The sequence below is a fragment of the Kribbella sp. NPDC048837 genome (genome assembly GCF_055586945.1).
On the sequence record NZ_JBVJHF010000016.1, the window covers coordinates 1 to 24770 of the forward strand.

The 24770-nt window shown below is 68.9% G+C and carries 20 protein-coding genes; 12 read left to right on the forward strand and 8 right to left on the reverse strand.

Annotated elements, in window-relative coordinates; translation table 11 throughout:
• A partial coding sequence (locus ACZ6O0_RS42370; RefSeq protein WP_465770849.1) for a leucine zipper domain-containing protein occupies window positions 1–155 on the reverse strand: 155 nt, incomplete at its 3' end.
• A 321-nt stretch (window positions 156–476) separates the two neighbouring features.
• On the opposite strand from ACZ6O0_RS42370, the gene ACZ6O0_RS42375 reads away from it, so the two are divergent.
• The 5 genes from ACZ6O0_RS42375 (at window position 477) to ACZ6O0_RS42395 (ending at window position 7520) form a co-directional block, all read left to right on the forward strand.
• The gene (locus ACZ6O0_RS42375) at window positions 477–1337 is read left to right on the forward strand and encodes a S1 family peptidase (RefSeq protein WP_465770767.1); all 861 of its coding nucleotides are present in this window, start codon (window positions 477–479) and stop codon (window positions 1335–1337) included.
• 225 nt (window positions 1338–1562) lie between these two features.
• On the forward strand, window positions 1563–4043 hold the full coding sequence (leuS, locus tag ACZ6O0_RS42380; protein ID WP_465770768.1) for a leucine--tRNA ligase: 2481 nt from the start codon (window positions 1563–1565) through the stop codon (window positions 4041–4043).
• 12 nt (window positions 4044–4055) lie between these two features.
• Window positions 4056–4475: a YjbQ family protein gene (locus ACZ6O0_RS42385; protein ID WP_465770769.1), complete on the forward strand. Its 420-nt coding sequence runs from the start codon at window positions 4056–4058 to the stop codon at window positions 4473–4475.
• A gap of 100 nt (window positions 4476–4575) precedes the next feature.
• The gene (locus ACZ6O0_RS42390) at window positions 4576–4770 is read left to right on the forward strand and encodes a hypothetical protein (protein ID WP_465770770.1); all 195 of its coding nucleotides are present in this window, start codon (window positions 4576–4578) and stop codon (window positions 4768–4770) included.
• A gap of 170 nt (window positions 4771–4940) precedes the next feature.
• Window positions 4941–7520: an ATP-binding protein gene (locus ACZ6O0_RS42395; protein WP_465770771.1), complete on the forward strand. Its 2580-nt coding sequence runs from the start codon at window positions 4941–4943 to the stop codon at window positions 7518–7520.
• Between the two features lie 690 nt (window positions 7521–8210).
• Here the strand turns inward: ACZ6O0_RS42395 and ACZ6O0_RS42400 are convergent.
• Window positions 8211–8729: a pyridoxamine 5'-phosphate oxidase family protein gene (locus ACZ6O0_RS42400; RefSeq protein ID WP_465770773.1), complete on the reverse strand. Its 519-nt coding sequence runs from the start codon at window positions 8727–8729 to the stop codon at window positions 8211–8213.
• Window positions 8730–8782: 53 nt separating this feature from the next.
• Between ACZ6O0_RS42400 and ACZ6O0_RS42405 the strand changes: the two genes are divergently transcribed.
• The 3 genes from ACZ6O0_RS42405 to ACZ6O0_RS42415 all read left to right on the forward strand — a co-directional run bounded on the left by ACZ6O0_RS42405 (window position 8783) and on the right by ACZ6O0_RS42415 (window position 13260).
• Window positions 8783–9625, forward strand: coding sequence for a DegV family protein (locus ACZ6O0_RS42405; RefSeq protein WP_465770774.1), 843 nt, complete (start codon window positions 8783–8785; stop codon window positions 9623–9625).
• A 100-nt stretch (window positions 9626–9725) separates the two neighbouring features.
• Window positions 9726–10559, forward strand: a complete 834-nt coding sequence (locus ACZ6O0_RS42410) for a ComEA family DNA-binding protein (RefSeq protein WP_465770775.1) — start codon at window positions 9726–9728, stop codon at window positions 10557–10559.
• The gene (locus ACZ6O0_RS42415; RefSeq protein WP_465770776.1) at window positions 10546–13260 is read left to right on the forward strand and encodes a ComEC/Rec2 family competence protein; all 2715 of its coding nucleotides are present in this window, start codon (window positions 10546–10548) and stop codon (window positions 13258–13260) included. Before ACZ6O0_RS42410 ends, ACZ6O0_RS42415 begins: the two co-directional genes overlap by 14 nt.
• A gap of 14 nt (window positions 13261–13274) precedes the next feature.
• Here ACZ6O0_RS42415 and ACZ6O0_RS42420 read toward each other — a convergent pair whose 3' ends face one another.
• A complete protein-coding gene (locus ACZ6O0_RS42420; RefSeq protein WP_465770777.1) occupies window positions 13275–13844 on the reverse strand; it encodes an isochorismatase family protein in 570 nt (189 codons plus the stop codon).
• 170 nt (window positions 13845–14014) lie between these two features.
• Here ACZ6O0_RS42420 and holA point away from each other — a divergent pair, with 170 nt between their 5' ends.
• Window positions 14015–14998 (forward strand): DNA polymerase III subunit delta, encoded by a 984-nt coding sequence (holA, locus tag ACZ6O0_RS42425; RefSeq protein WP_465770778.1) that lies wholly within the window; start codon window positions 14015–14017, stop codon window positions 14996–14998.
• A 137-nt stretch (window positions 14999–15135) separates the two neighbouring features.
• Here holA and rpsT read toward each other — a convergent pair whose 3' ends face one another.
• Entirely contained in the window at window positions 15136–15396 is a 261-nt protein-coding gene (rpsT, locus tag ACZ6O0_RS42430) for a 30S ribosomal protein S20 (protein ID WP_465770779.1), read from the reverse strand.
• Between the two features lie 169 nt (window positions 15397–15565).
• The gene (locus ACZ6O0_RS42435; protein WP_465770780.1) at window positions 15566–16078 is read right to left on the reverse strand and encodes an SRPBCC family protein; all 513 of its coding nucleotides are present in this window, start codon (window positions 16076–16078) and stop codon (window positions 15566–15568) included.
• Window positions 16079–16210: 132 nt separating this feature from the next.
• Between ACZ6O0_RS42435 and ACZ6O0_RS42440 the strand changes: the two genes are divergently transcribed.
• The gene (locus ACZ6O0_RS42440; RefSeq protein WP_465770781.1) at window positions 16211–19213 is read left to right on the forward strand and encodes a S8 family serine peptidase; all 3003 of its coding nucleotides are present in this window, start codon (window positions 16211–16213) and stop codon (window positions 19211–19213) included.
• 41 nt (window positions 19214–19254) lie between these two features.
• Here the strand turns inward: ACZ6O0_RS42440 and ACZ6O0_RS42445 are convergent, their stop codons facing one another.
• The 3 genes from ACZ6O0_RS42445 to ACZ6O0_RS42455 are packed head-to-tail and all read right to left on the reverse strand — an operon-like array spanning window position 19255 to window position 21835.
• A complete protein-coding gene (locus ACZ6O0_RS42445) occupies window positions 19255–20373 on the reverse strand; it encodes a hypothetical protein (protein ID WP_465770783.1) in 1119 nt (372 codons plus the stop codon).
• Window positions 20370–20885, reverse strand: a complete 516-nt coding sequence (locus ACZ6O0_RS42450; RefSeq protein ID WP_465770784.1) for an RNA polymerase sigma factor — start codon at window positions 20883–20885, stop codon at window positions 20370–20372. The genes ACZ6O0_RS42445 and ACZ6O0_RS42450 overlap by 4 nt, the downstream gene beginning before the upstream one ends.
• Window positions 20886–20935: 50 nt before the next feature.
• Window positions 20936–21835 carry a phosphotransferase family protein gene (locus ACZ6O0_RS42455; protein WP_465770785.1) on the reverse strand — a complete coding sequence of 300 codons (900 nt, stop codon included), beginning with the start codon at window positions 21833–21835 and terminating at the stop codon, window positions 20936–20938.
• Between the two features lie 116 nt (window positions 21836–21951).
• On the opposite strand from ACZ6O0_RS42455, the gene lepA reads away from it, so the two are divergent.
• Together lepA and ACZ6O0_RS42465 are read left to right on the forward strand one after the other, a co-directional pair.
• Complete coding sequence (lepA, locus tag ACZ6O0_RS42460; RefSeq protein ID WP_465770786.1) at window positions 21952–23838, forward strand: translation elongation factor 4; 1887 nt, start codon at window positions 21952–21954, stop codon at window positions 23836–23838.
• Window positions 23839–24750 (forward strand): aminoglycoside phosphotransferase family protein, encoded by a 912-nt coding sequence (locus tag ACZ6O0_RS42465; protein ID WP_465770787.1) that lies wholly within the window; start codon window positions 23839–23841, stop codon window positions 24748–24750.
• Window positions 24751–24770: the final 20 nt, after the last annotated feature.

A 24770-nucleotide genomic window follows, 5' to 3' on the forward strand; every position in this document is an offset into this window, starting at 1 on the left:
CCCTCGGCCAGGAACCGCGCCACCCACCGGTGCGCACACTGCCGGGAAACCCCCAACTCCTTGGCAACATGAGCCGCCGGCCGACGATCCCGACAGATCCTCTCGATCAACAACAACCGACCATGCACAGTCAGACGCGCGTTACGGTGGGACACGAAGACCTCCGGGCAGGTGAAGACGGCTATCTCCACCGCACTCGGAGGTCTTCCCTACGTCAACCCACCAACCCCACTGTCACCAACGTCCTGGCCGAGTACATCTAGAGCGACACCTGTTCGGTGCTGTCCGTCCACCCCGTCGACCGGGTAGAGGAGGATGACGACCTTCGACCGTTCCTTGACGATCGTGCCGCTGTCCGAGGCAGGTCTGTTTCCGAATGACCGGTCACACAGCGTAGTGAAACGACGTCTGGACAGCGCACCGGGTGACTGCTCAAATGCACCGAGATATTCCGCCCGTACCCCAGGAGGGGACACATGAGGAGTCGACTCGGCCGCATCATCGGCATCTGCGCACTGGCACTCGGCCTGGCCACCACGCCGGCTCTGTCCGCCAGCGCCATCACCGGCGGCCAACCCGACGGCAACGGCCACCCGGCTGTCGGGTTGATCCTGTTCTACCAACCGGACGGCCGCTTCCGGTGTACGGCGACGCTGGTGTCGCCGACGGTGCTGGTCACCGCGGCGCACTGCACGCTGGGCACGCTCGGGAAGACGCTGGTGACGTTCGACTCGGTGATCGCCGAGCAGCCGCCGTCGCCGTTCCCGGTGGCCGCGGACCCGGCGAAGGGCTACACCCAGGCTGAGCTGGAGAAGGCCGGATACAAGTCCGGTACGGCGCACGCGCACCCGAACTACTCCGACTTCACCGACCTGGCCAACTGGAACGACGTCGGCGTGATTGTGCTCGACCGTCCGGTGACGAACATCGCCCCGGTCAAGATCGCCCCGCAGAACTACCTGAACGCGTACCAGCAGCCGAAGCTGAACAGCACTGTCTTCACGTCGGTCGGCTACGGCACCGAGGTCCGCAAGGCCGACTCCGGTCCGCAGAAGCCGACGCCGATGTCGTACCCACTGCTGCGCCGCTGGGCCGAGGAACCGGGCCAGAAACTCACCCCGCAGATCCTGCAGGTGAACGGCAACGAGAACGACAACCGTGGTACCGGCGGCACCTGTTTCGGTGACTCCGGCGGCCCGACCTTCCACGGCGGCTACCAGGTCACCGTGACCAGCTACGGCTACACCCAGAACTGCCGCTACCTCGACGGTCTGCAGCGGATCGACATCAAGGTCGTCCAGGACTGGCTGAAGACGTACGGCGTACCGATCGGCTGACAGTCCGTCGCTACCGGTGCCGCGACCATCTCAGTAGGTCGCGGCACCGGTGCTATCCTGGGCCCATGCGAGTGAGCCTGCTCCTTAGTTAGCCGTACTGGCATCAAGGCGCCGTGAGAGCGCCGGTCAGTGCGGCGTCCCCTCCTGTGCGAGGGGCTTTTTCATTTCCAGGGATGCCTTCTGGCACATTTAGGCTCAACAACCACGATTCGCAGGAGTAGGACAGTGAGCGAGCAGGTGGAGGACGCCCCGATCGACCGGGGTGGGTACGACTTCAACGCCATGCAGGCCAAGTGGCGCCCGGTCTGGGAGAAGCTGGACCCGTTCAAGGCACGCGACGACGGCACGGCCGAGCGGCGCTACGCGCTCACGATGTTCTCCTACCCGTCCGGCGACCTGCACATGGGTCACGCCGAGGTGTTCGCGCTGCACGACGTGCTGTCGCGCTACTGGTTCCAGCAGGGGTACGACGTGCTGAACCCGATCGGCTGGGACTCCTTCGGGCTGCCGGCCGAGAACGCGGCGATCAAGCGCAACGAGCACCCGGCGACGTACACCTACGCCAACATCGAGACCCAGGCCGAGTCGATCCACCGGTACGCGATGAGCTTCGACTGGTCCCGCCGGCTGCACACGTCCGACCCGGAGTACTACCGGTGGACGCAGTGGCTGTTCCTGCGGTTCTACGAACGCGGACTGGCCTACCGCAAGGCGTCGTACGTGAACTGGTGCCCGCACGACCAGACCGTGCTGGCCAACGAGCAGGTGATCCAGGGCCGCTGTGAGCGGTGCGGGCACGAGGTCACCAAGCGCGAGCTGACCCAGTGGTACTTCAAGACCACGGAGTACGCCCAGCGGCTGCTGGACGACATGGAGCTGCTGCAGTGGCCGGAAGAGATCCTGCTGATGCAGCGCAACTGGATCGGCCGGTCCGAGGGCGCGTTCGCGAGCTTCCAGGTCGAGGGCCGCGACGAGCCGATCAAGGTCTTCACCACCCGGCCGGACACGCTGTTCGGCGCCACCTTCATGGTGGTCGCGCCGGACGCGAAGCTGGCCGCCGAACTGGTCACGCCGGAGCAGCAGAGCGCCTTCGACGAGTACCTGGCCGCGGTCAAGTCCGAGACCGAGATCGAGCGGCTGAGCACCGAGCGGGAGAAGACCGGTGTCTTCCTGGGCTCGTACGCGATCAACCCGGTGACCGGCCAGCGGATCCCGATCTGGGCGGCCGACTATGTGCTGGCCGACTACGGCACCGGCGCGATCATGGCGGTCCCCGGCCAGGACACCCGGGACTGGGAGTTCGCGGAGAAGTTCGGGCTGCCGATCGTGCGGACCGTCCAGCCCGCGGCGGACTTCGACGGCAAGGCGTACACGGGTGAAGGCCCGGCGATCAACAGCGCCAACGACGAGATCAGCCTGGACGGGCTGGACGTCGCCGAGGCCAAGGCGCGGATCAGCGACTGGCTGGAGAGCAAGGGCCTGGGCGAGCGGACGATCAACTACCGGCTGCGCGACTGGCTGCTGAGCCGGCAGCGCTACTGGGGCTGCCCGATCCCGATCATCCACTGCCCGTCCTGCGGCGAGGTGCCGGTCCCGGACGACCAGCTGCCGATGGAGCTGCCCGACCTGCGCGGCGCCGACCTGGCGCCGAAGGGGGTCTCGCCGCTGGCGGCCGACCGCGAGTGGGTCGAGGTCGACTGCCCGAAGTGCGGTGGGAAGGCCGAGCGCGACACCGACACGATGGACACCTTCGTCGACTCGTCCTGGTACTTCCTGCGCTACCTGTCCCCGGAGTTCGTCGAGGGTCCGTTCGACCCGGCGGCGGCCGAGCGCTGGATGTCGGTGTACCAGTACGTCGGCGGCAAGGAGCACGCCGTACTGCACCTGCTGTACGCGCGGTTCTTCGTCAAGGCGCTGCACGACATGGGCCTGCTGACCGTGGTCGAGCCGTTCACCCGGCTGCTGAACCAGGGCCAGGTGATCAACCAGGGCAAGGCGATGAGCAAGTCGCTGGGCAACGGTGTGAACCTGGGCGACCAGATCGACCTGTACGGCGTCGACGCGATCCGGCTGACCATGGTGTTCGCCGGTCCGCCGTCGGACGACATCGACTGGGCCGACATGTCGCCGGGCGGCTCGCTGAAGTTCCTGCAGCGGGCCTGGCGGCTGGCGGGTGCGGTCGAGGCGCCGGTGGGCTCGGATCCGTCGACCGGTGACGTCGCGCTGCGCAAGATCACCCACCGGACGGTGGCGGACGCGGCCGAGCTGATCGACTCGATGCGGTTCAACGTGATGGTGGCCCGGATCATGGAGCTGGTGAACGCGACCCGGAAGGCGATCGACGCCGGCCCGGGCCCGGCCGACCCGGCGGTCCGCGAGGCCGTCGAGACGGTGGCCGTCCTGCTGAGCCTGGTCGCGCCGTACACGGCCGAGGAGATGTGGGAGGAGCTGGGCCACGAGCCGACCGTCGCCAAGGCCGGCTGGCCGAAGGTCGACCCGGCGCTGCTGGTCCAGGACACGGTCACCTGCGTGGTCCAGATCGCCGGCAAGGTGAAGGATCGGCTGGAGGTCTCGCCGGACATCACCGACGCCGACCTGGAGCAGCTGGCGCTGGCCTCGGACGCGGTCCAGAAGGCCCTGGACGGCCGAGGCACCCGCAAGGTCATCGTCCGCGCGCCGAAGCTGGTCAACATCGTCCCTGCCTGACAGTCTGCTCAGATGCGTTCCGAGCTGATCGACGTCGCGACCGGCGGGACCGAGGTCGTCTTCGATCTCACCAGCAGGTGCGAGCAGTTCGTCGCCGCCGAGGCCCACCAGGCCCAGGGCGACGGACTGCTGCACCTGTTCGTACCGCACGCGACCGCGGGGATCGCGATCCTCGAGACCGGGGCCGGCAGCGACACCGACCTGCTCGCGGTGCTCGAGGAGTTGCTGCCGCGCGACTTCCGCTGGCGGCACCGGCACGGTACGCCGGGGCACGGTCGTGACCATGTGCTGCCCGCGCTGATTGCGCCGTACGCCAGCATCCCGGTGCTCGACGGCCGGCTCGCGCTCGGCACCTGGCAGTCGATCTGTCTGGTCGACACCAATGTGGACAATCCCCGCCGGCAGGTCCGGCTTTCCTGGCTGCCTGGTTAACGGACTACCCGGTAACCGCATTTCGCGGTTTTTGGTGACTTATCGTGATGTTGCCGATCGCGTTACGTTTGCGAAACACGGCTCCGCTTGAATTGTCCGCATGGCAGCCCTCGACTCCCTGCGTGACATGACCGCGGACCTGCTGATTCGCGCCACCCGCGGGATCTGCCTCGGCAGCCTGCTGAACGCGGATTCCGGCCGCGCCGACACCAGCGCCCGGCTCGACGACTGGGCCGCGGTGCTTTCTCTCTACACCGGTGAAAATGAATCCACCTCGGTTCGCGCGACTGCTTGAAACAGTTCTTCTGCCACCGCAGTAATTGCAGCCTGAATCAGATTTGTTGCCCTCATCAACGTTTTGGTGTGATCCAGGCCGCATCCCGCCCCTCGGTTCCGCCCGACGCCGGGCCCGCTGTCACGCTATGTTGTGACAGGTACGTGGGGCCTTCAGAGGGGTGACGGGCTGTGTCGGACGCGGGTGGCCGGGCTGACGGTCGGCGGAGTTTCGCCGATCTCTTGCTCGACTTGCGGGTCCAGGCCGGGCTCTCCCAGGAGGAGCTGGCCGAGCAGGCCGGTCTGAGCGTCCGCTCCATCCGTGAGATGGAAGCCGGGCGCGTGGCGCGGCCCAGGAAGGACTCGGTCCGGCTGCTCGCTTCCGCTCTCGAACTGCAGGGCGACGACTCTGAGGCGTTCCTTGCTGCCGCCGGACGTGGTCCCGGAGCCGGCCGAGCGACGGTGCGGCCGGTCGTGTCGGTGGCCGATCCCGCACCGACCGGACTGCGCTGGCGCGGTACTAGACCCATCCCCGATGGTCTCGTCGGTCGTGAGCAGGAGCTGCTGGAGCTGGAGACGCTCCTGGGGCAGAACAGGCTGGTGACGCTGGTCGGTCCGGGTGGGGTCGGCAAGACCGAGCTCGCGCTCGCCGCGGCCGATCGCTTCTCCGGTGTGGACACCACCGTCGTGGTCGTCGACCTCACCACGGTCCAGCGCGACGCCGCCGTACCGTCGGCCATCCTGGACGCCTTCGGCACAGCCCCCGGTACGTCGGACCTCGACGACGTCCTGTCCGGACGCCAGCCGGGCGACCTGGTGATTGTCGAGGACAACGCCGAGCACGTGCTCGACGGAGTCGCCACGGTCGCCAACCGGATGGTCCGTAGCTTCCCGGGCATCGGCGTACTGGTGACGTCGCGGATCCCGCTCGGCCTGCCCGACGAGGTGGTCCGCCGGGTGCAGGTGCTCGGCGTACCGGCCAACGACAAGGACTTCGAGGAGATCGCGGCCAGTCCGGCGGTGGAGATGTTCTGCCGGCGGGTGGCGCGGGTGCGGCCCGGCTTCGTGCTGACCGAGGAGAACGCGGCCACCGTGGCCGGCCTGTGCCGGCGGCTGGACGGACTGCCGCTCGCACTGGAGCTGGCGGCCGCTCGGGCCGGGTCGTTGTCGGTGGAGACGATCCTGGCCGCGCTGGACGACCGGTTCCGGTTGCTGTCCGGGCCGCGGCGGTTCGGTGCGCCACACCAGCGGACGCTGGCCGACACGATCGCGTGGAGCGTCGATGCGCTCTCCGACCCGGCGCGGCAGTTGTTGTACCGGGCGTCCGTCCTCGGTTCGCCTTTCACGCTCGATGCCGTGGCCGGCGTGTGTACGGGCGATCCGATCGACGCTGCCGACGTACCGATGCTGCTGGCCGAGCTGGTGGAGAAGTCGCTGCTGCAGCCCGTCCACGAGTTCGAGCAGCTCTATGGCGCGCGCTACAAGCTGCTGGAGACGATCCGCGAGCACGCGTACGCCGGTCTGTCGTCGCAGGGCGATGATCTGATCGAGTTCCGGGACCGCACGGTCGCATGGTGTTCGACGTACGTCTCGGGGCTGGAAGGCGCGTGGTCGTCGCCGGACCGGGATCGGCGGTATCGGGCCGCGCATGCCAACTCCGCTCTGTTCGAGGTGGCGCTGGAGCGCGCGTCCGAGCTCGGGCACTGGGACGTGGCCGCGCGGATCGTGCTGGGGTTCCGGATCGCGTGGCAGTACCAGGCGAGCGTGGCCGAGAGCGGGATCCGCTGGGCGACGCTGTGCGCCGGCAACGTGGCGGACAAGGAGGTCAGTGGCAGGCTGCTCGCGATCGCGGGACGGCTGTCCAGTCTGACCGGTGACATCCGTGGAGCCCGCCGGTACTACGGCGAGGCGCGGACGCTGATCCCCGGCGAGACCGAGATGGGTCTGGTCGCCCGGGGCGGCTGGGTGTCCTCTGGCTCGCACCTGCTCGACCAACAGAGCCTCGCGGAGATCCCGGCGCTGGTGGACGACGCACGCAAACATGGCGACCTCCAGCGGTCGGCGACCGTACAGGCCATCTGTGGGCTGGCTCTGCTGCGTTGGGGCCGGCTGCCGGAGGCGAAGGAGCTCCTGCTCGCTTGGGAAGCCGCACTGGTCAACCCGGGCGTCTACGCGGACGAGATCGCGTACATGGCGCTCAGCCGCGTCGAGCTCGAGCTGGGCAACCTGTCCGAGGCCCGGCGCTGGGTTTCGCTGGCCCGGGACAGCCAGGCCTCCGACGATCCCGAGCGTACGAAGGTCGCCGGCTGCCTGGCCATGGTCGAGTACCACGCCGGCCGGTACGACGAGGCGCGGGCACTGCTCGACGCGGCGGAGGCGGACATCCGTGGGCACCGCGGGTACTTCGACTACACGGTGATGCTCTACCGGTCGCGGCTCGCCCGTGACGCCGGCGACGTCGAGCAGGCCCGGGTGTGTATCCGGGACGCGGTCAACCGGCTCCTGGTCGAAGGCCGGGTCGTGTACCTGCTCGAAGTACTGCCGGAGGCTGTGGCGGTCCTGCACGCGCTGGGGCGTTCGGATGCGGGTGACGCGTTGTGCGGCCAGTTGCTGGCGTGGCAGCGGTCGATGGACCCGCCGATGCTGCCGACCGCCTGGGCGGTCCTGCAGGAATCGTGCGCCAGTGCGTCCGTCGCCGAGGGGTGGCCGGAGCCTGACGCCGCGGCCGCGGTGCAGCGGCTGGCGAACGACGTACTCGTCTCGCTTTCGTGACGCGCATCCGCTGAAACTGCCGGGTAACTGCCGGTCCTTCTGCCTCGTCCGGACATGGCTGCCCGACGAAGAATTACAGCCGTAGGACAGGTTCCACGAAGCAGAGACCGACGCCGGGCAGTGCGGGCAGACAGGGCGGTGAACCCATGAACAAGAGGCCGTGGAGCACCGCTGGACTGCCGTCGAGCTTGGGGGAGGCGACGCGGAGGGCATCCGGCGGCCGGACGGTGGGGGCGCCGATCGGCTGTCGAGAGCTCCGGAGTGCTGCCGTGTGCGGATCTGTCCTGCCTGAACCGGGTGCCGTGCGCCGTCAGGGCACCACACCCGGGGCGAGGTCCCAGCAACGGGCCAGGCACACGAGACAGGGGACGAGTGCCGCGGTCCGGCTGACACGGGGAAACCGGTGGGTTTGGTCACCCGCCGGCGGGTCAGTCGCTGGGGCCTCCCGGGATCTCGACGAGCTCGCGGTCAGAACGGTCCACACCGGACCGGCACGGGGAGTAGCTCGCCGAGGAACCGAACACAGCCACGCCGGCACGCTGGCCGACAGGGGGAGCCAGCACGCCGGCGCCATGAGGAAGCCGCCCGCTGACGGACGGGGGGAGTCACCAGGCTGACGCACGTGGGGACGTCAGCCCGGTGACATCCGGCAGTCAGCAAAGCGAGGTGAAGGTCCCGGAGGGGTGGCCTTCACCTCGCTGCGTCTTTGAGCACCGCGGCTTTGTCGAAGGCGTAGCCGACCATCCAGCTCGGCTGCAGGCGGCAGTAGACGATGTCGTCGGCCCAGCTCGACGGGGAGCTGCCGTAGTGCTTGACCAGATGCGCCTCGATCTCGGCGAAGTCCGCGTGGTCCGGCGTCAGGAACTCCACGTCGCCGTGACTGAACACGCCGATCCGCTCGCCGTCGACGTACGAGAGGCTCGCCGCCGGTCTGGCCTTCAGATGCCGCGCCTTCGCCGCCGAGCCGGAGGTCGTGAACACCCAGCGCGCGTGCAGGAAGTGCCCGTCGACCGCACTGATCCGCGGCTCGCCCTTCGCGGTGACCGTAGCCAGGTTGAGCGTGCACATGCCGGTCAGAACCCGCACCAGATCGTCGGCGTCCAGCCGGCGCGGGTCCGTGATGATGTTTTGCAGATGCTTCGTCGAACGCCCGTACGAGGCATCCAGAAGCGTCTGCAACCCGGTGACTTCTGCGGCTGTCTCCTTCATCTTGTGAAGTCTGGCACTGCGCGTGGACATAAACCGTCCGGTAACCTCGCTGCATGTCAGCCCGCGTGCAGGTCGTCACCGACTCCACGGCCGGCTTGTCCACGCACGAGGTGCTCCGGTACCCGCTGACCGTCGTACCGCTCCAGGTCGTCATCGGCGGGACGTCGTACGACGACGGCGCGACGTCGGCCGATGCGGTCGCGGAGGCGCTCAAGACGTTCACACCGGTGTCGACCAGCCGTCCGGCGCCGCAGACGTTCGCCGACGCGTACATGCAGTGTGCGAAGGACGGCGCGGAGTCGGTGGTGTCGATCCACCTCTCCGGCGACATGTCCGGCACCTTCGAGGCCGCCATGATCGGGGCCAAGGACTCACCGATCCCGGTCCGCGTCGTCGACTCGCGCTCACTCGGTATGGGGCTCGGCTTCCCCGCCCTCGCCGCGGCCGCCGCAGCCGCCGAGGGGGAGGACCTGGCCGGCGTCGAGGCCGCGGCCCGCGCCCGGATGAAGTCGATCTCGACGTACTTCTACGTCGACACCCTCGAGTACCTCCGCCGCGGCGGCCGCATCGGCGCCGCCCAGGCCCTCCTCGGTACGGCGCTCGCCGTCAAACCCCTGCTCACCATCAGCGGAGGCCGCATCGTCCCCCTCGAAAAGGTCCGCACGTCCAGCCGAGCCATCGCCCGCCTCGCCGACATCGCCGTCCAACGCGCCGGCGACACCCCCGTCCAGGTAGCCGTCCACCACCTCGCCAACCTCGAAAAAGCCCAAACCCTCGCCGACGGCCTGGCCGACCGCCTCCCGCAAGCCGAGGAGATCGTCCTCCGGGAAGTAGGCGCAGTCATAGGAGCCCACGTGGGTCCCGGGCTCCTGGCGGTAGTGATAGCCCCCCGCTGACCGCGCGCCGCCCAGCTCGCGACCGGCCTCGCCTGACCTGCTTTTCCACAGCTTCGAACTCGCGGTCCCACCTGCCTCGCGGACTCGTACTTTCTCTGGCGTGAAGGTCTTCCGTCGTGCTCCAACGCCCACCCCGGGCGCCCGCGAGCGTGCGCTGTCACGTCTCGGCGCCCGCCCACCGGAGCACGCCCCCGACGAACACCTGGAGGAGCGTGATGAGCAGGTGCGAGGTGGATGGATCCCCGAATCAGTCCGACCCGAACGACTACGAGACACCCGCTGGACCCTGTCCCCACGACACGTCGCGGTCCTGGCCGCCGTACTGGCCATCGGCCTGTCCTGGGCCGCCTGGTCCCTCTTCCGCGCCCGCCCCGAACCCCTCCCCGACACCCGCCCCTCCACCGCCACCACAGGCGCACCCGTCACCCAACCCTCGTCCCCAGGCGCAGCACAACCCAACACCACGCCGCAGCTCTCACCCGGCCAACCCAGCCAGTCAACCGCCATCGTCGTCGTGCACGTCGCCGGCAAAGTACGCCGCCCCGGCCTAGTCCGCGCCCCCACCGGCTCCCGCGTAGCCGACGTACTCACCCTCGCCGGCGGCCCCCTCCCCGGCGTAGACCTCACCACCCTCAACCTCGCCCGCCAAGTCACCGACGGCGAACAAATCCTCGTCGGCCAACCCAACGCACCCCCACCCACCACCGCCCCCGGCACAACCACCTCACCCGCACCGGCCGACGCCCCCATCAACCTCAACACCGCCACCGTCGACCAACTAGACACCCTCCCCGGCGTAGGCCCCGTCCTAGCCCAACGCATCCTCGACTACCGAACCCAGAACGGCCCCTTCACCACCATCGACCAACTCCAAGAAGTCCCCGGCGTAGGCCCCAAAAAGTTCGAATCCCTCAAACCCCATGTCCGCCTCTAACCCCACGACCTCCTCCGAGCCCCCCACCAACCCCGAACCATCCGACCCCGCCACCAACCCTGAGCAACCCGGCTCGACCCCCGCCTCCGCGCTACCCGATCCCAACAACCTGCCCGCCAACGCCGACCCGACCGTCCCCGCCGACCCCAAACACTCGACCGACCGCGCCGACTCCGCTGCCACAACCGACCGCGCTACCCTCGCCGACCCCACCGACCCCGCCGACCCGGCCGACCCGGCCGACCCCGCCGACCCGGCCGACCTGGCCGACCCCGCCGACCGCGCTGCTCCGTCCGACTCAGCCACCTCCGGCGACTCGACCGATCCGACCGACCCGGTTGCTCCCGCGGAGCCGCTGGATGTCCGGCTGCTGGTGCCTGCGGGTGCGGGCTGGCTCACGGCGGTGCTCCTGGTTGGCCACCGTCCACTCGCCGGCGCGATCACGGCTGCAGTCGCCCTGACCATCGCCGTCGTACTCGGCCTGACGCTTCCCCGGACACTCATCACCTCCTCCGTCGTCGGCGTCCTGGTCGTCGTCTCCGGAATGGGACTAGCGGCCGGCTTACAGGTGGAGAGCCTCCGCGCCGGCCCGGTGCACGGCTTGGCAGCCGACAACGCAACGGTCAGTGTCCGACTGAAGATCAGCGCCGATCCATCCGTGCGCCAGAGCCCGGGCAACCGGCGCCCGCCGTACGTCGTGGTGAAGGCAACGATCGAGCAGGTGAAGTCCCGAGGGACGACGACCCGAGTGCGTACGCCGGTGCTCATCATCGGCACCACGCAATGGCAAGCGATCCGCTACGGGCAGCACGTCGACGCCAACGGTCGACTCGAAGCGGTAGAGCCCGGATCCGACGTCGCCGCGATGCTCTCGATCCGTTCACCACCAAGGGTTGTGGACGAGCCGGCCTGGTGGTTGCGCGCCGCCGAGCAGGTACGCGCCGGCCTCCGCGAGTCCGTCGCCGGCGAGCCAGAAGACGTCCGCGGCCTCGTGCCCGCGCTCGTAATGGGTGACGAGTCCGCCCTGCCCGCCGACCTGACCGAAGACTTCCAGACGACCGGACTCACTCATCTATCAGCGGTCTCGGGCACGAACCTGACCTTGCTGCTGGCGTTCATCCTGCCCTTCGCCCGGCTGATCGGTGTACGCGCTCGCGGCTTGACCGTGTTAGGGGTCATGACGGTCGTCGTGTTCGTGATCCTCGCAAGACCGCAGCCGAGCGTGCTCCGAGCGGCCGCGATGGGCCTGATTGCCTTGGCGGCAATGACCAGCGGCGGAGCGAGCCGACGCGCCGCACGCAGCCTGTCGGTCGCGGTCATCGCCTTGCTCCTCCTCGACACCTCGCTCGCGCGATCGGCGGGCTTCGCGCTGTCCGTCCTCGCAACCGCAGGGATCGTCCTCCTCGGCCCCGGCTGGCGCGACGCGTTGGCCAAGTGGTTGCCGACCTGGCTGGCCGAGGCGATCTCCTGTCCGCTCGCCGCGCAAATCGCCTGTACGCCGGTCGTCGCCTGGCTCTCGGGTCAGGTCTCACTCGTCGCAGTCGCTGCCAATCTGCTGGCAGGTCCAGCCGTCGGCCCAGCAACCATTCTCGGATTCACCGCGGCCGGCGTCGCACTCATCAGCACGGCGGCAGCCCAACTCGTCGGCTGGGCAGCAGGCTGGCCGGCGCGATGGATCATCCTCGTCGCCCGCGAAGGCGCCGATCTCCCCGGCGCCGCGAACGCCTGGCCCGCGACCACAGTCGGCGTCGCCGTACTCACCCTGCTCTGCATCGCGCTTGTCCTCGGTCTCCATCGCATCCTGGCAAGACCGATCGCCATGGTCCTCGCGGTGGTCTTGCTCGCGGTCGTCGTACTGCGTCCGGTCGGCCAACTCGGTTGGCCGCCGGACGACTGGCTGCTCGTGATGTGCGATGTGGGCCAGGGAGATGGGCTCGTTTTGCGCGCGGGCGAGCGTACGGCAGTGGTCGTTGACACAGGCCCGGATCCTGCCGCGATGGATCGGTGTCTGCGTGACCTCGGGGTCGAGCACATCCCGGTGCTCGTGCTGAGTCACTTCCACGCGGACCATGTCGGCGGACTGGCCGGCGTACTGAAGGGTCGGCGCGTCGACGAGATCGAGGTGACGCCGTACTTCTCACCTCGAGCGGAGTACAAGCGTGTCGTCGATCTCGCGTCGCAACACGGGATCAGCCTGCGTACGGTCACTTATCGCGAGAAGCGTGTCGTCGGTCAACTCAGCTGGACCACCCTCTGGCCCGCCCGCGTCCCCGCGCTCCCACCACCCGGCACCTCATCCGCGACCCCGACCGACGAGGGATCCCCGGAGAACAACGCCAGCATCGCGATGATGGTCGAACTGTCCGGTCTCCGGATCCTCCTCACCGGCGACCTGGAACCCGAATCCCAACGGGCCATCCTCGCCACCGGCGCCGACCTCCACGCCGACATCCTCAAAGTCCCGCACCACGGCTCGGCCCAACAAGACCCGACCTTCCTAGCCGCCGCCAACGCCCGCTTGGCCCTCATCTCCGCCGGCCGCAACAACGACTACGGCCATCCCGCCCCCCGAACCCTCGACCTCCTCTCCCACGACGCCACCCGTACCGCCACTACCAACACCAGCGGCACCCTGACCGTCACCAACCCCAACAACCACCTATCCCTAACCACCCACGAAGCCGCGTCCCTTTCCCGCTGAGGCTCCGGTTGGGCTCAGGCGGTGGTGGTGAAGGTTACGGCTGCTGAGGTGACTGTGGTTTCGGGTTGGTTGCCCAGGGACCAGGCGGCTACTCGGGAGACGGTGCGGGCAGGGATCTTTTCGCTGACGCCGGGGGCGGCGGGGATGTCGTAGGTCGCGTGGGTGTCGTGGGGGAGGACGACGCGGTAGCCGCGGGTCAGGGCTGTTCTGGCGGTTGCTTGGACGCACATCTCGGACATGACGCCGCAGATTGCCAGCGCGCGTACGGCGGCTTTCACGAGGAGCTCGCCTAGTGGGGTGCTGTCGAAGCCGTCGTCGTGGGGTTTGCGGACCACGTGCTCTCGGGGGCCGGGTTTGACCGGGAGGTAGAGCTCCCAGCCGGGGGTGTTGGGTTCGTCGTCGGCGCCGGGTGGGCCGTCGTTCTGGAGGTGTACGACGAGCGCGCCGGCCGCTCGGGCGCGGTCGAGCAGGTCGGTGGTGCCGGCGAGGAGGCGAGGGGCGTCGGGTACGGCGTTCGGGCCTGCGACGAACGCGGATTGCATGTCGACGATGACGAGGGCGTCGACAGGCTGGGTGTTGGTCATGCCGTCATCCTCGCGGGTGCCTGCGCGAAGTCTCCAGGGAGTTTCCACGCGGCTTGCTTTGTTGGCGGGGTGACCTCCGCAGATTGTCCGGGGTGAGTTGTCGGTATGGGCGGGTCGTCGGGAGGTTGGGCGGGGCGGGGGTTGTCGGTGGGGCGTGGGATGCTGGCGGGGTGGCTGCTCGTAGGGGTTCTGCGCCGAAGCTGGGCGACGTGTTGCTGGTGACCGGGGCCGAGGCGTTTCTGGCGGATCGGGCGGTGCGGTCGGCGATCGCCGCGGTGTCCAAGGGGAGCGCCGAGGTTGAGGTGACGGACCTCGAGGCGTCGACGCTGGATGTGGGGGTGTTCGCGGAGCTCACCGGGCCGTCGCTGTTTGCCAGCGAGCGGGTGCTTGTGTTGCGGGGGCTGGAGAATCTGCCGAGCGAGATGGCGCCGCACCTGATCGAGTACGCCGGCTCTCCGGCGGACGACGTACTGGTCGTGCTGGTGCACTCGGGTGGGCAGAAGGGGAAGGCCGTCCTCGACAAGTTGCGGAAGGCATCGGTCAACGAGGTGGTCGCGACGGCGCCGAAGGCGTGGGAGTTGCCGCAGTTCGTCGCGGGCGAGATCCGGTTGCAGGGCGGGAGTGTGGACGAGCGGGCTTCGTCGGCGCTGGTGGATGCGGTCGGGCACGATCTGCGGGCGCTGGCGGGGGCGTGTGCGCAGCTGGTGTCGGACTCCGGCGGGCAGGCGGTCACGGCGGAGCTGATCGGGCAGTACTTCGGTGGTCGTGCGGAGGTCACGAGCTTCGCGGTGGCGGACGCGGCGATCGCTGGGCGGACCGAGCCGGCGCTGGAGCAGTTGCGCTGGGCGTTGGATTGCGGGGTCGCGCCGGTGCTGGTGACGAGTGCGATGGCGGGCGGGTTGCGCGGGCTGGCGAAGTTCGCGAGTGCGCCGGGCGGTATGCGGGAGGGCGATCTGGCGCGGGAGGTCGGCGTACCGCCGTGGAAGCTCAAGCAGTTGAAGCAGCAGTCCCGGGGCTGGACTCCCGGGGGACTGGCGACCGCGATCAAGGCGGTGGCTCAGGCCGATGCCGATGTGAAGGGTGCTTCCGGTGACGCCGGGTACGCCCTCGAGCGCATGGTCATCACCGTCAGCCGCGCCCACGGCCGCCGCTGATCTGCTCCGTCAGCCGACGGCCGGCGCTGGTGTACTTCGTCAACCGCGCGCCGACTCAACTCGGTTCGAGCTGGGGCTGTTCAGGCACGCAAAAACGATCGGCCGGTCGAGGACGGGCCGATCGTTGGCGGGCTGCTTCAGAGAGAAGCGGCCTTCTTGAAGATGGCCGACTTGCGGTTGGCGGCCTGGTTGGCGTGGATGACGCCCTTGCTGACGGCCTTGTCGAGCAGCCGGCCGGCCTTGCGAGCGGTGTCCTGCGCCTTGTCGGCCTCGCCGGCCTCGACGGCCTCGTGGAAGCGGCGAACAGCCGTCTTGAGGGTCGACTTCACCGACTTGTTGCGAAGTCGCGCAGCCTCGTTCTGGCGGTTGCGCTTGATCTGGGACTTGATGTTCGCCACGTGAGCAGAGCCTCGATCAGGAGTATGCGGTCATTACAGGAAAATGTCGCGGCGCACGGCTGAACACCACCCGTGGGCGCGCGAAGAGCCAGATTACCAACAAGCGGCCGCCAGCTCCAAACTCAGCCCCGGCGGGCTCCAGGCTCAGCCACGCGTGGGCCGAAGGCCATCATACGGCGGAGGGGGCAGCTTCGGCGGTGGCCTTGAGGCGCACGAGGGTCGTGTGGATGCCGTGCACGTTGCGCGGGACGCGGTCGCCGAAGATCGGGCGGAAGAGGAGGCGCAGGGCGGACGGGCGGTGGTCGGTCCAGGACTCGGTGACCTCGCAGCCGGTCGCGGTCGGGGTGACGTCGTAGGCCCAGAGGGAGATCGGGATCGGGCCGAAGTGGATGGTGAAGGCGAAGCGCCGCCCCGGATCGGCGTCGACCACTCGCCCGAAGGTGAACCAGCGGACCACGCCGGCCTTGTTGTGTCCGACGAACCGCGCCCCCACTGCCGGTCCCGGCGTACCCGAGCTCCAGGTGACCCGCGTGCATTCGGGGCTCCAGTCGCGCATGCGGGGGAGGTCGCTGACCAGGGCGTAGACCGTGGCGGCCGGGCTTGGACCGGGATGGACTCGGTCAGGTCGGCCATGGGGTTTTCCCTTGCTCTCGGCTGGCAGGTGGCCATCGAAGCGTGACATCCGGCCGGGCCGGACGGCATACTCGGCCCCGCGTGACGCTGATCACCGCAGTCGCCCGGTTGCGCGCGGAGAGTCACCGATCCCAGCGAGCCCAACTCCACCATCGCGCCGTCCCAGCCCTGGAGGAACTCAGTGACCCGCCGTACCCCCAAGCGTCAGGCGATCCTCGTCGCCACCGCGCTGATCGCCGCGGCTGCCGGCGTACCGATCCTGGTCAGCGCGGCCAGCGCCAGCCAGACCCCGCCCGCCGTCGCCGACCCGGAGGTCAAGCGCTCCGGCACCGGCTCGTACATCGTCCAGCTCGACGACTCCCCGGTGGCCGAGTACGACGGCGACATCGCCGGCCTGGCCGCGACCAAGGTCGCTCCGGGCGGCAAGCTCCTGAAGACCGCCGCCCCGGTGATCGACTACGTCAAGCACCTCACCACCGAGCGCGACGAGCTGCTGCAACAAGCCCCAGGCGTCAGGAAGCTCTACGACTACAGCTACACCTACGCCGGTTTCTCCGCCGAGATGTCGTACGACGAAGCCGTCAAGCTGGCCAAGTCCTCCGGCGTGAAGAGCGTCGAGCCGAGCGAGCTGCAGCACGAGGACACCGTCGACACCCCGCGGTTCCTCGGCCTGTCCGGCAAGGGCGGCGCCTGGCAGCAGGCGGGCGGGATCGACAAGGCCGGCGACGGCGTGATCATCGGCATGATCGACTCCGGTTTCGTCCCGGAGCGGCCGAGCTTCGCGCCGATGCAGACCACGAAGCAGTCCGACGCCATCGTCGCGAAGAAGTGGAAGGGCACCTGCCAGGCCGGTGAGGAGGCGCCCGTCACCTGCAACAACAAGGTGATCGGAGCCAGGTACTTCGACAAGGGCATCGGCACCCGCCCGATCCCGGAGGAGTTCAAGTCGCCGCGCGACTACGGCGGCCACGGCACCCACACGGCCAGTACGGCGGCCGGCAACTACGGCGTCGAGATGAGCGTCATGGGCCGGGACTACGGCAAGGGCTCCGGCATCGCCCCGCACGCCCGGCTGGCGATCTACAAGGCGCTCTGGGCGGTGGACGCGACCGGTGGCGGCAGCGGGACCGACGCCGACATCGTGGCCGCCATCGATGCGGCGGTCGCCGACGGCGTGGACGTGATCAACTACTCGATCTCCGGCTCGGGTTCGACGTACGTGAACGCGACCGGTCTGGCCTTCCTGCGGGCGGCCAAGGCGGGCGTGTTCGTCGCGACCAGCGCGGGCAACACCGGTCCGGGCGAGGCCACGGTCGGCAAGACCTACCCCTGGGTGACTTCGGTTGCCAACGGCACCCATGACCGCGACATCCAGACCACGGTGACGTTCGGCGACGGCAAGTCGTACACCGGCGCGGGCATCGGTGCCGGTACGCCCCAGGCACCGGTGATCCTCGCGAAGGATGCCGGCAAGGACGGTGCCAACCCCACCAACCTCGTCCTCTGCCAGGCCGGCACCCTCGACCCGGCCAAGGTCACGGGCAAGATCGTGGTCTGCGACCGCGGCGTCAACGCCCGCGTCGACAAGAGTCTGCAGGTGAAGACCGCCGGTGGCGTCGGCATGATCCTGCTCAACATCACCCCGGGCACGCTGGACGCCGATCTGCACACGGTCCCGACCGTGCACCTCGACGACAAGGCCGCGCCCGAGGTCAAGGCGTACGTGAGCGGTACGGCGAACCCGACCGCCACCATCGGCGCCGGTACGCCGGTCCGCGTGACCGCACCGAAGGTCGCCGGCTCGTCCAGCCGCGGCCCGTCCCCGGCCGGCAACGGCGACCTGCTGAAGCCCGACATCATGGCTCCGGGGACGAACGTCCTCGCCGCGACGACCGCGTTCAGCGCGGCCGGTGGCGAGTACGCGTTCATGAGCGGTACGTCGATGTCGACGCCGCACATCGCCGGGATCGCGGCCGTCCTGAAGAGCAAGCACCCGACCTGGTCCCCGATGGCGATCAAGTCCGCGCTGATGACGACCGCGACCGACAAGGACACCAGCGGCAAGCCGATCCAGAACGACTCCGGCTCGCAGGCCACCCCGTTCGGGTACGGCGCCGGCGAGGTCCAGCCGAAGCAGGGGATGGACCCGGGACTGGTCTACGACTCGTCGTACGCCGACTGGGCGAAGTTCGTCTGTGGATCCGGCCAGGTGCCGAGCACGCACGAGCTGTGCGCGGGCGGAAAGATCGACCCGAGCGACCTGAACTACCCGACGATCGCGATCGGCGACCTGGCCGGCAAGCAGACCGTGACCCGGACCGTGACGAACGTCGGTCAGCTGCCCGAGGTCTACTTCCCGAAGGTCGAGGGTCTCAAGGGTCTCAAGGTGACGGTGTCGCCGCGGATCCTGATCACGCTGCCCGGCCGCAGTACGACGTACAAGGTGACGATCGAAAACGACGGTGCGCCGCTGGAGCAGTACTCGTTCGGCAAGCTGACCTGGAGATCGGACCGGCACGCGGTGAGCAGCACGCTGGCGATCAAGCCGCTGACCGTGAAAGCGCCGGTGCAGGTCAACGGCACCGGGACCGCGGGATCGGTGCAGGTGCCGATCACGGCCGGGTACTCCGGCACGCTGAACACCACGTCGGTCGGCCTGACGCCGGCCACCGTGGTCGATGCCGCGCTGAAGAACCCGGGTGGCGTGTCGTTCCCGACGACGAGCCCGCAGGTCAACGACCACGTCGCCAAGTTCACGGTGACCGTCCCGGCCGGCGTCAAGTACGCCCGGTTCTCGACTTTCGACGCGGACTACCCGGCCGGCACGGACCTGGATGTCTTCGTCTACAAGTCCGGTACGACGACCCTCCTCGCCAGCAGCACCGGTGGTTCCGCCGAGGAAGAGGCGAACCTCCCGGCCCCGGCCGGCGGCTCCTACGACGTGTACGTCGACCTGTACGCCGGAGCCACCGAGCAGCAGGTGAAGCTCAACCACTGGGAACTGCAGAACCCGGAGAGCAACCTCACCGTCAGTCCGGCCGGCCAGTCAGTCCAGGTAGCGGCTCAGACCAACGTCACCGCCTCCTGGACCGGCCTGACCACCGGGACCCGCTACCTCGGCCAACTCCACTACTCCGACGGCGCCGACGGTTCCGGCTCCACGATCGTCCGAGTCGACAGCTAGCGCCTCTGACGGGGCCGGCCCAGGCCGGCCCCGTCGAACGGTCAGGGCGCCTGCAGCGTGATGCCCGTGGCGTTCTTCTGCAGGACCGCGCACTGGCCGCTGCGCACGTCACACCGGTACATCGTTTGCGGCGCCAGCTTGCGCGTGCTGTGCGGCGGTGTGGTGAGGAGGATCAGCTGGTTCGCATCCTCGAATTGCGCCGACGGGAAGTCGGTCATCTCCTCCGCCGCGGGCAGCTGTAGCTTGGTGACCTTCCCCGACCGTACGTCGACCACAAGCTTCAGCAGGCTGTTGACCATTTTCCGGCCGCCCGGCGACATCACCGGGTAGAGCCCCTCCGGACCCGCGTCGCAGTACTGACGCAGGATCTTGAGCGCGTTGTCGTGCAGGACCGCGGCCTTGATACAGCGGTCGTTCCCGTTCCTGGAGTAGAGGGCGATCGTGTCGGTCTCCGCCGGAGCGCTCAGCCCACCACCCTGGAAGCCGGCGAAGTCGAGGTGTTGGGGCTGACCGGACCCCGGCTGCTGCCACACCATCAACTCCGACGTGGTCGCCGTGTCGTTGCTCATCCAGAGCCCGCTCTGGTTCCAGCCGAGCAGCGTCGGCTGGTACGGCAACGGAGTGGTCGACACCGCCTTGCCCGACTCGACATCGACGATGACGATCTCGCCCTGAGTGGCGGTCCGGTAGCGCATCACGGCGACCTGCCTGCGGTCGGGAGACAGGGTGGATCCGCCCGAGCGCTCAGGGCCGATCGTGCGGAAGGTTCCGTCCGCGTTGAGCACGCCGGCCTGGAACTGCCCGGGCTTGGGCAGGCTCATGCCCAGCCAGCCACCGTCCACCCTCCCGAAGAAGAAGCCGTCGATGCCCTTCGGGACCCGCACCCGCTGATCACCGTCGTGCAGCGTCGCACCAACGGTGTACGGGATCTTCGGGGCAGCGGTGGACACCGGGCCGGCCGGCTCCGGCATGTCCTCCGGGAGCCGCGTCAGGACGGTCGCGGTGATCGCAACTGCCACGGCGACCGCGGCGGCGGCCGCGAGGACGGGCCAGTGGCGGCGGGCGCGAGGTGCGTCGAGGCCGGGCCCCTGGGCGGTGTCGGGAACAGTGCTCGCTTTGGCCTGCAGATAGTCGCGCAGGCGGGTCTCGGTGTCGTTCATCGGAGTTCCTTCAGCTTTTCGGTCAGGACGGCCATCCCGCGCGAGGAGGCGGATCGGGCGGTGGACTCACTGATCCCGAGCGTCTGAGCGATGTCGGCGAAGGGGAGGTCGAGGTAGTACCGCAGGACGAGGACCTCCCGGGTGCGGGTGGGCAGAGCTTGGAGCGCGCGCTGGACCTGAGCCCGCTCCTCGCCGATCAGGGCGGCGCTCTCGGCGGAAGCGTGCGGTTCCTCGTGGGGTGGGGTGTAGAGCCGCGCCGCCTTGCGACGCCGCAGTACCGACCGGCAGCGGTTCACCACCGTGGTCCGCAGCCACCCCAACGCCTTGGCGTTGTCCCGCAGCGGCCAGTGCCGGTACAGCTGCGCGAAGGACTCTTGTACGGCGTCCTCCGCCGCCTGCCGGTCGTCCACCACCAGTACGGCCAGGCGCACCAGTCCGGCCCAGTGCAGCCGGTAGAGCTCCGAGACGGCAGCGTCGTGCGCCAGAGTCCGGACCTGGCCTCTGATGCTCACCAATGGATTCGTCACACCCCTTAGACGCGCATCCCCCGAGAACGCTGCGTCTAGCCGAGCCTCTCCCGCACCCAGTCCAGATGGATCAGCGCGTGCCTACGCTGCCAAGTACGGATCGTCGGCAACCCGGGTGGGGGCGGCTGAAACGCTCCCCACCACAGGCCGCCCGCTATGGCGGCGAGGAAGCCGGTGATGGCGATGTCGTCGGGCAGCGTGGGCAGGGTGACCGATTCACGCATGTCTGCCTGCAGGATGACGGTGTCGGCCCAGTGCGGCGCGAGCGCGGGGTGCGCCCAGTCGATGAAGACCACACGGTCGTCGGTCAGGATGATGTTGTCGGCCCGCAGGTCCCAGTGCGCCAGGGCCTTGCCCTCCGCGAGTGCCCGCACCCCGGTCCGGGCGAGCTCCGCCAGCTCCTCCTCCCGCCCAGCAGCCCACGCGGGTACGTCGAGACTGTCGGCGATCACGTTGTCCCACCGGCTCAGGAACTCCAGACTCCGTACGGCGGCCACCGGCGCATCCGGCCACGGCGACGGGTCCAGGGCCTCGGACAGCTCGGACACGGCCTCCAGGACGCGATCGGCGTCCCGCTGCTCCCACGGGTGGGACGGCAGCCGGCCCTCGATGTCCTCGAAGAGCAGGCCGACCCAGTCGCCGTCGTCGTACACGTCGTACAGCGCGGGTGCGGTCGGCAGCGGGCCGATGGCCCGCACGGCGGTGATCTCCTGGCGGAACAACGACGGCGTCTTCGGATTGAGCGACGGACCGACGGCCTTCACGAACGCGCGGCGCCCGGAGGCTGTCACCAGGCGGGCGGCGACACCGGGGGAGAAGCCGCCGTGCTGGGTCGCGGCGGAGACCACCACCGATCCGAGCGCGCGCTCCACCCACGCCCGCACCGCGGCGGGCACCTCCTCGAACGGCAACCGGACCCCAGCAGCGTGTGCCATGCCGCCCTACGGTAGGTCCCCGGGCCCCGGGTCGCTCGGCATTTTCGAATCCACTGGCCCCGCATGGGATGATTGACCGGTTGACCTGCATTATCTAGACGAACTGGATCCCCTCCGTGCCCGTAGGCCCCACGACCGTGCCGCAGCCGGGTCGCACCGACCCGTCGCTGATCCGGAACTTCTGCATCATCGCCCACATCGACCACGGCAAGTCGACGCTGGCCGACCGGATGCTGCAGATCACCGGGGTGGTCGACGACCGTTCGATGCGGGCGCAGTACCTGGACCGGATGGACATCGAGCGGGAACGCGGCATCACGATCAAGTCGCAGGCGGTCCGGCTGCCGTTCGCGCCGAAGGCGGACTCCCCGGGCGGACTGCTCGGCCCGGACGGGACGACGTACATCCTGAACATGATCGACACGCCCGGCCACGTCGACTTCACCTACGAGGTGTCGCGGTCGCTGGAGGCGTGTGAGGGCGCGGTGCTGCTGGTCGACGCGGCGCAGGGGATCGAGGCGCAGACGCTGGCGAACCTCTACCTCGCGCTGAACGCGGACCTGCACATCATCCCGGTGCTGAACAAGATCGACCTGCCCAGCGCGCAGCCGGAGAAGTACGCCGCCGAGCTCGCGCACATCATCGGCTGCGACCCCTCCGACGTGCTGAAGGTGTCGGCGAAGACCGGCGAGGGCGTCGAGGAGTTGCTGAGCGAGATCGTCGCCCAAGTCGAGCCGCCGAAGGGCGTCAAGGACGCACCGCCGCGGGCGCTGATCTTCGACTCCGTCTACGACACCTACCGGGGCGTGGTCACCTACGTCCGGGTCGTCGACGGCGAGCTGACCCACCGGGACCGGATCAAGATGATGTCGACCGGCGCGGTGCACGAGATGCTCGAGGTCGGCGTGATCTCACCCGAGCCGATGAAGTCCCCGAGTATCGGCGTCGGCGAGGTCGGCTACCTGATCACCGGTGTGAAGGACGTCCGCCAGTCCCGGGTCGGTGACACCGTCACCGCCGCGGTGCACGGCGCGACCGAGGCGCTCGGCGGCTACAAGCACCCGCAACCGATGGTGTACTCCGGCCTCTTCCCGATCGACGGTGACGACTACCCGACGCTGCGTGACGCGCTGGAGCGGCTGCAGCTGAACGACGCCGCCCTGCAGTACGAGCCGGAGACCTCGGGCGCGCTCGGGTTCGGCTTCCGCTGCGGCTTCCTCGGTCTGCTGCACATGGAGATCGTCCGGGAGCGGCTCGAGCGCGAGTTCGACCTGGACCTGATCTCGACCGCGCCGAACGTGGTCTACCGGGTCGAGATGGAGGACGGCAAGGAACACGTCGTCACCAACCCGAGCGAGTTCCCCGAGGGCAAGATCGCCGAGATCTACGAGCCGGTGGTGAAGGCGACGATCCTCAGCCCGAAGGACTACATCGGCGTCATCATGGAGCTGTGCCAGACCAAGCGGGGCAACCTGCAGGGCATGGAGTACCTGTCCGAGGACCGCGTCGAGCTGCGCTACACGCTGCCGCTGGCCGAGATCGTCTTCGACTTCTTCGACCAACTCAAGTCCAAGACCAAGGGGTACGCGTCGCTCGACTACGAGCCGACCGGTGAGCAGGCCGCGGCGCTGGTCAAGGTGGACATCCTGCTGCAGGGCGAGACGGTCGACGCGTTCTCGGCGATCGTGCACCGCGACAACGCCTACTCGTACGGCGTCGCCCTGGCCGGCAAGCTGAAGGAACTGATCCCGCGGCAGCAGTTCGAGGTGCCGATCCAGGCCGCGATCGGGTCCCGGATCATCGCCCGCGAGTCGATCCGCGCGATCCGCAAGGACGTGCTGGCCAAGTGCTACGGCGGTGACATCACCCGGAAGCGCAAGCTGCTGGAGAAGCAGAAGGAAGGCAAGAAGCGGATGAAGATGGTCGGCCGCGTCGAGGTCCCGCAAGAGGCCTTCATCGCCGCGCTGCGGACGTCGGACACCGCGGAGAAGGCCAAGAAGTAAGTGCCGGTCGACATTCCTGAGGGCCTGCTGGTCGTCGGTTCCCGCGGTCCGGACTGGGCCGGCTGGCTCGACCGGCTGCCTCGGCTGACCCGGGACCTGCTCGACGAGTGGGACCTCAGCGTCGACGGTACGTCGTTCTACGGGAACTGCGCGCTGGTCGTCCCGGTGGTCACGGCCGACGGGCAGAGCGCCGTACTCAAGGTGCAGTTCCCGCACTGGGAGGCGGAGACCGAGCATCTGGCCTTGCGGGCGTGGGGTGGGAACGGCGCGGTGCAGCTGCTGCGGGCGGATCCGCGGCGGTTCGCCTTGCTGCTCGAGCGGCTGGAGCCGCGGGACCTCACCACGATCGACGCGCTGGACGCGTGCGAGATCGTTGGCAGCACCTACAAGCGACTGCATGTGCCCGCAGGTCCGCAGTACCGGACGCTGTCGGGTGAGCTGACGCGCTGGCTGGAGCGGTTCCGGCAGTTGCCGCTGTCCGCGCCGGTCCCGCACCGGTACGTCGAGCAGGCGATCTCGCTGTCCGAGGATTTCGTCGCGGACCCGGCCACCGACGGGCGGCTGATCCACACCGACCTGCACTACGAGAACATGCTGGCCGCGGAGCGTGAGCCGTGGCTGGTGATCGACCCGAAGCCGCTGTCCGGCGATCCGCACTTCGAGGTCGCGCCGCTGGTCTGGAACCGCTGGGACGAGGTCGTTGCCTCCGGCGACCTCCGGTTCGCGGTCCGGCAGCGGTTCTACACCGCGATCGACGCCGGCGGCCTGGACGAGGAGCGGGCCCGCGACTGGGTGATCGTCCGGCAGATGCTCAACGTGCTGTGGACGCTGGAGGACGCCGGCAACGACGAGTCCCTCCCGCAGGACTGGCTGACCCGCAACATCTCGATCGTGAAGGCGATCCAGGACTGAGAGTGAGTTGGCCCACTCCG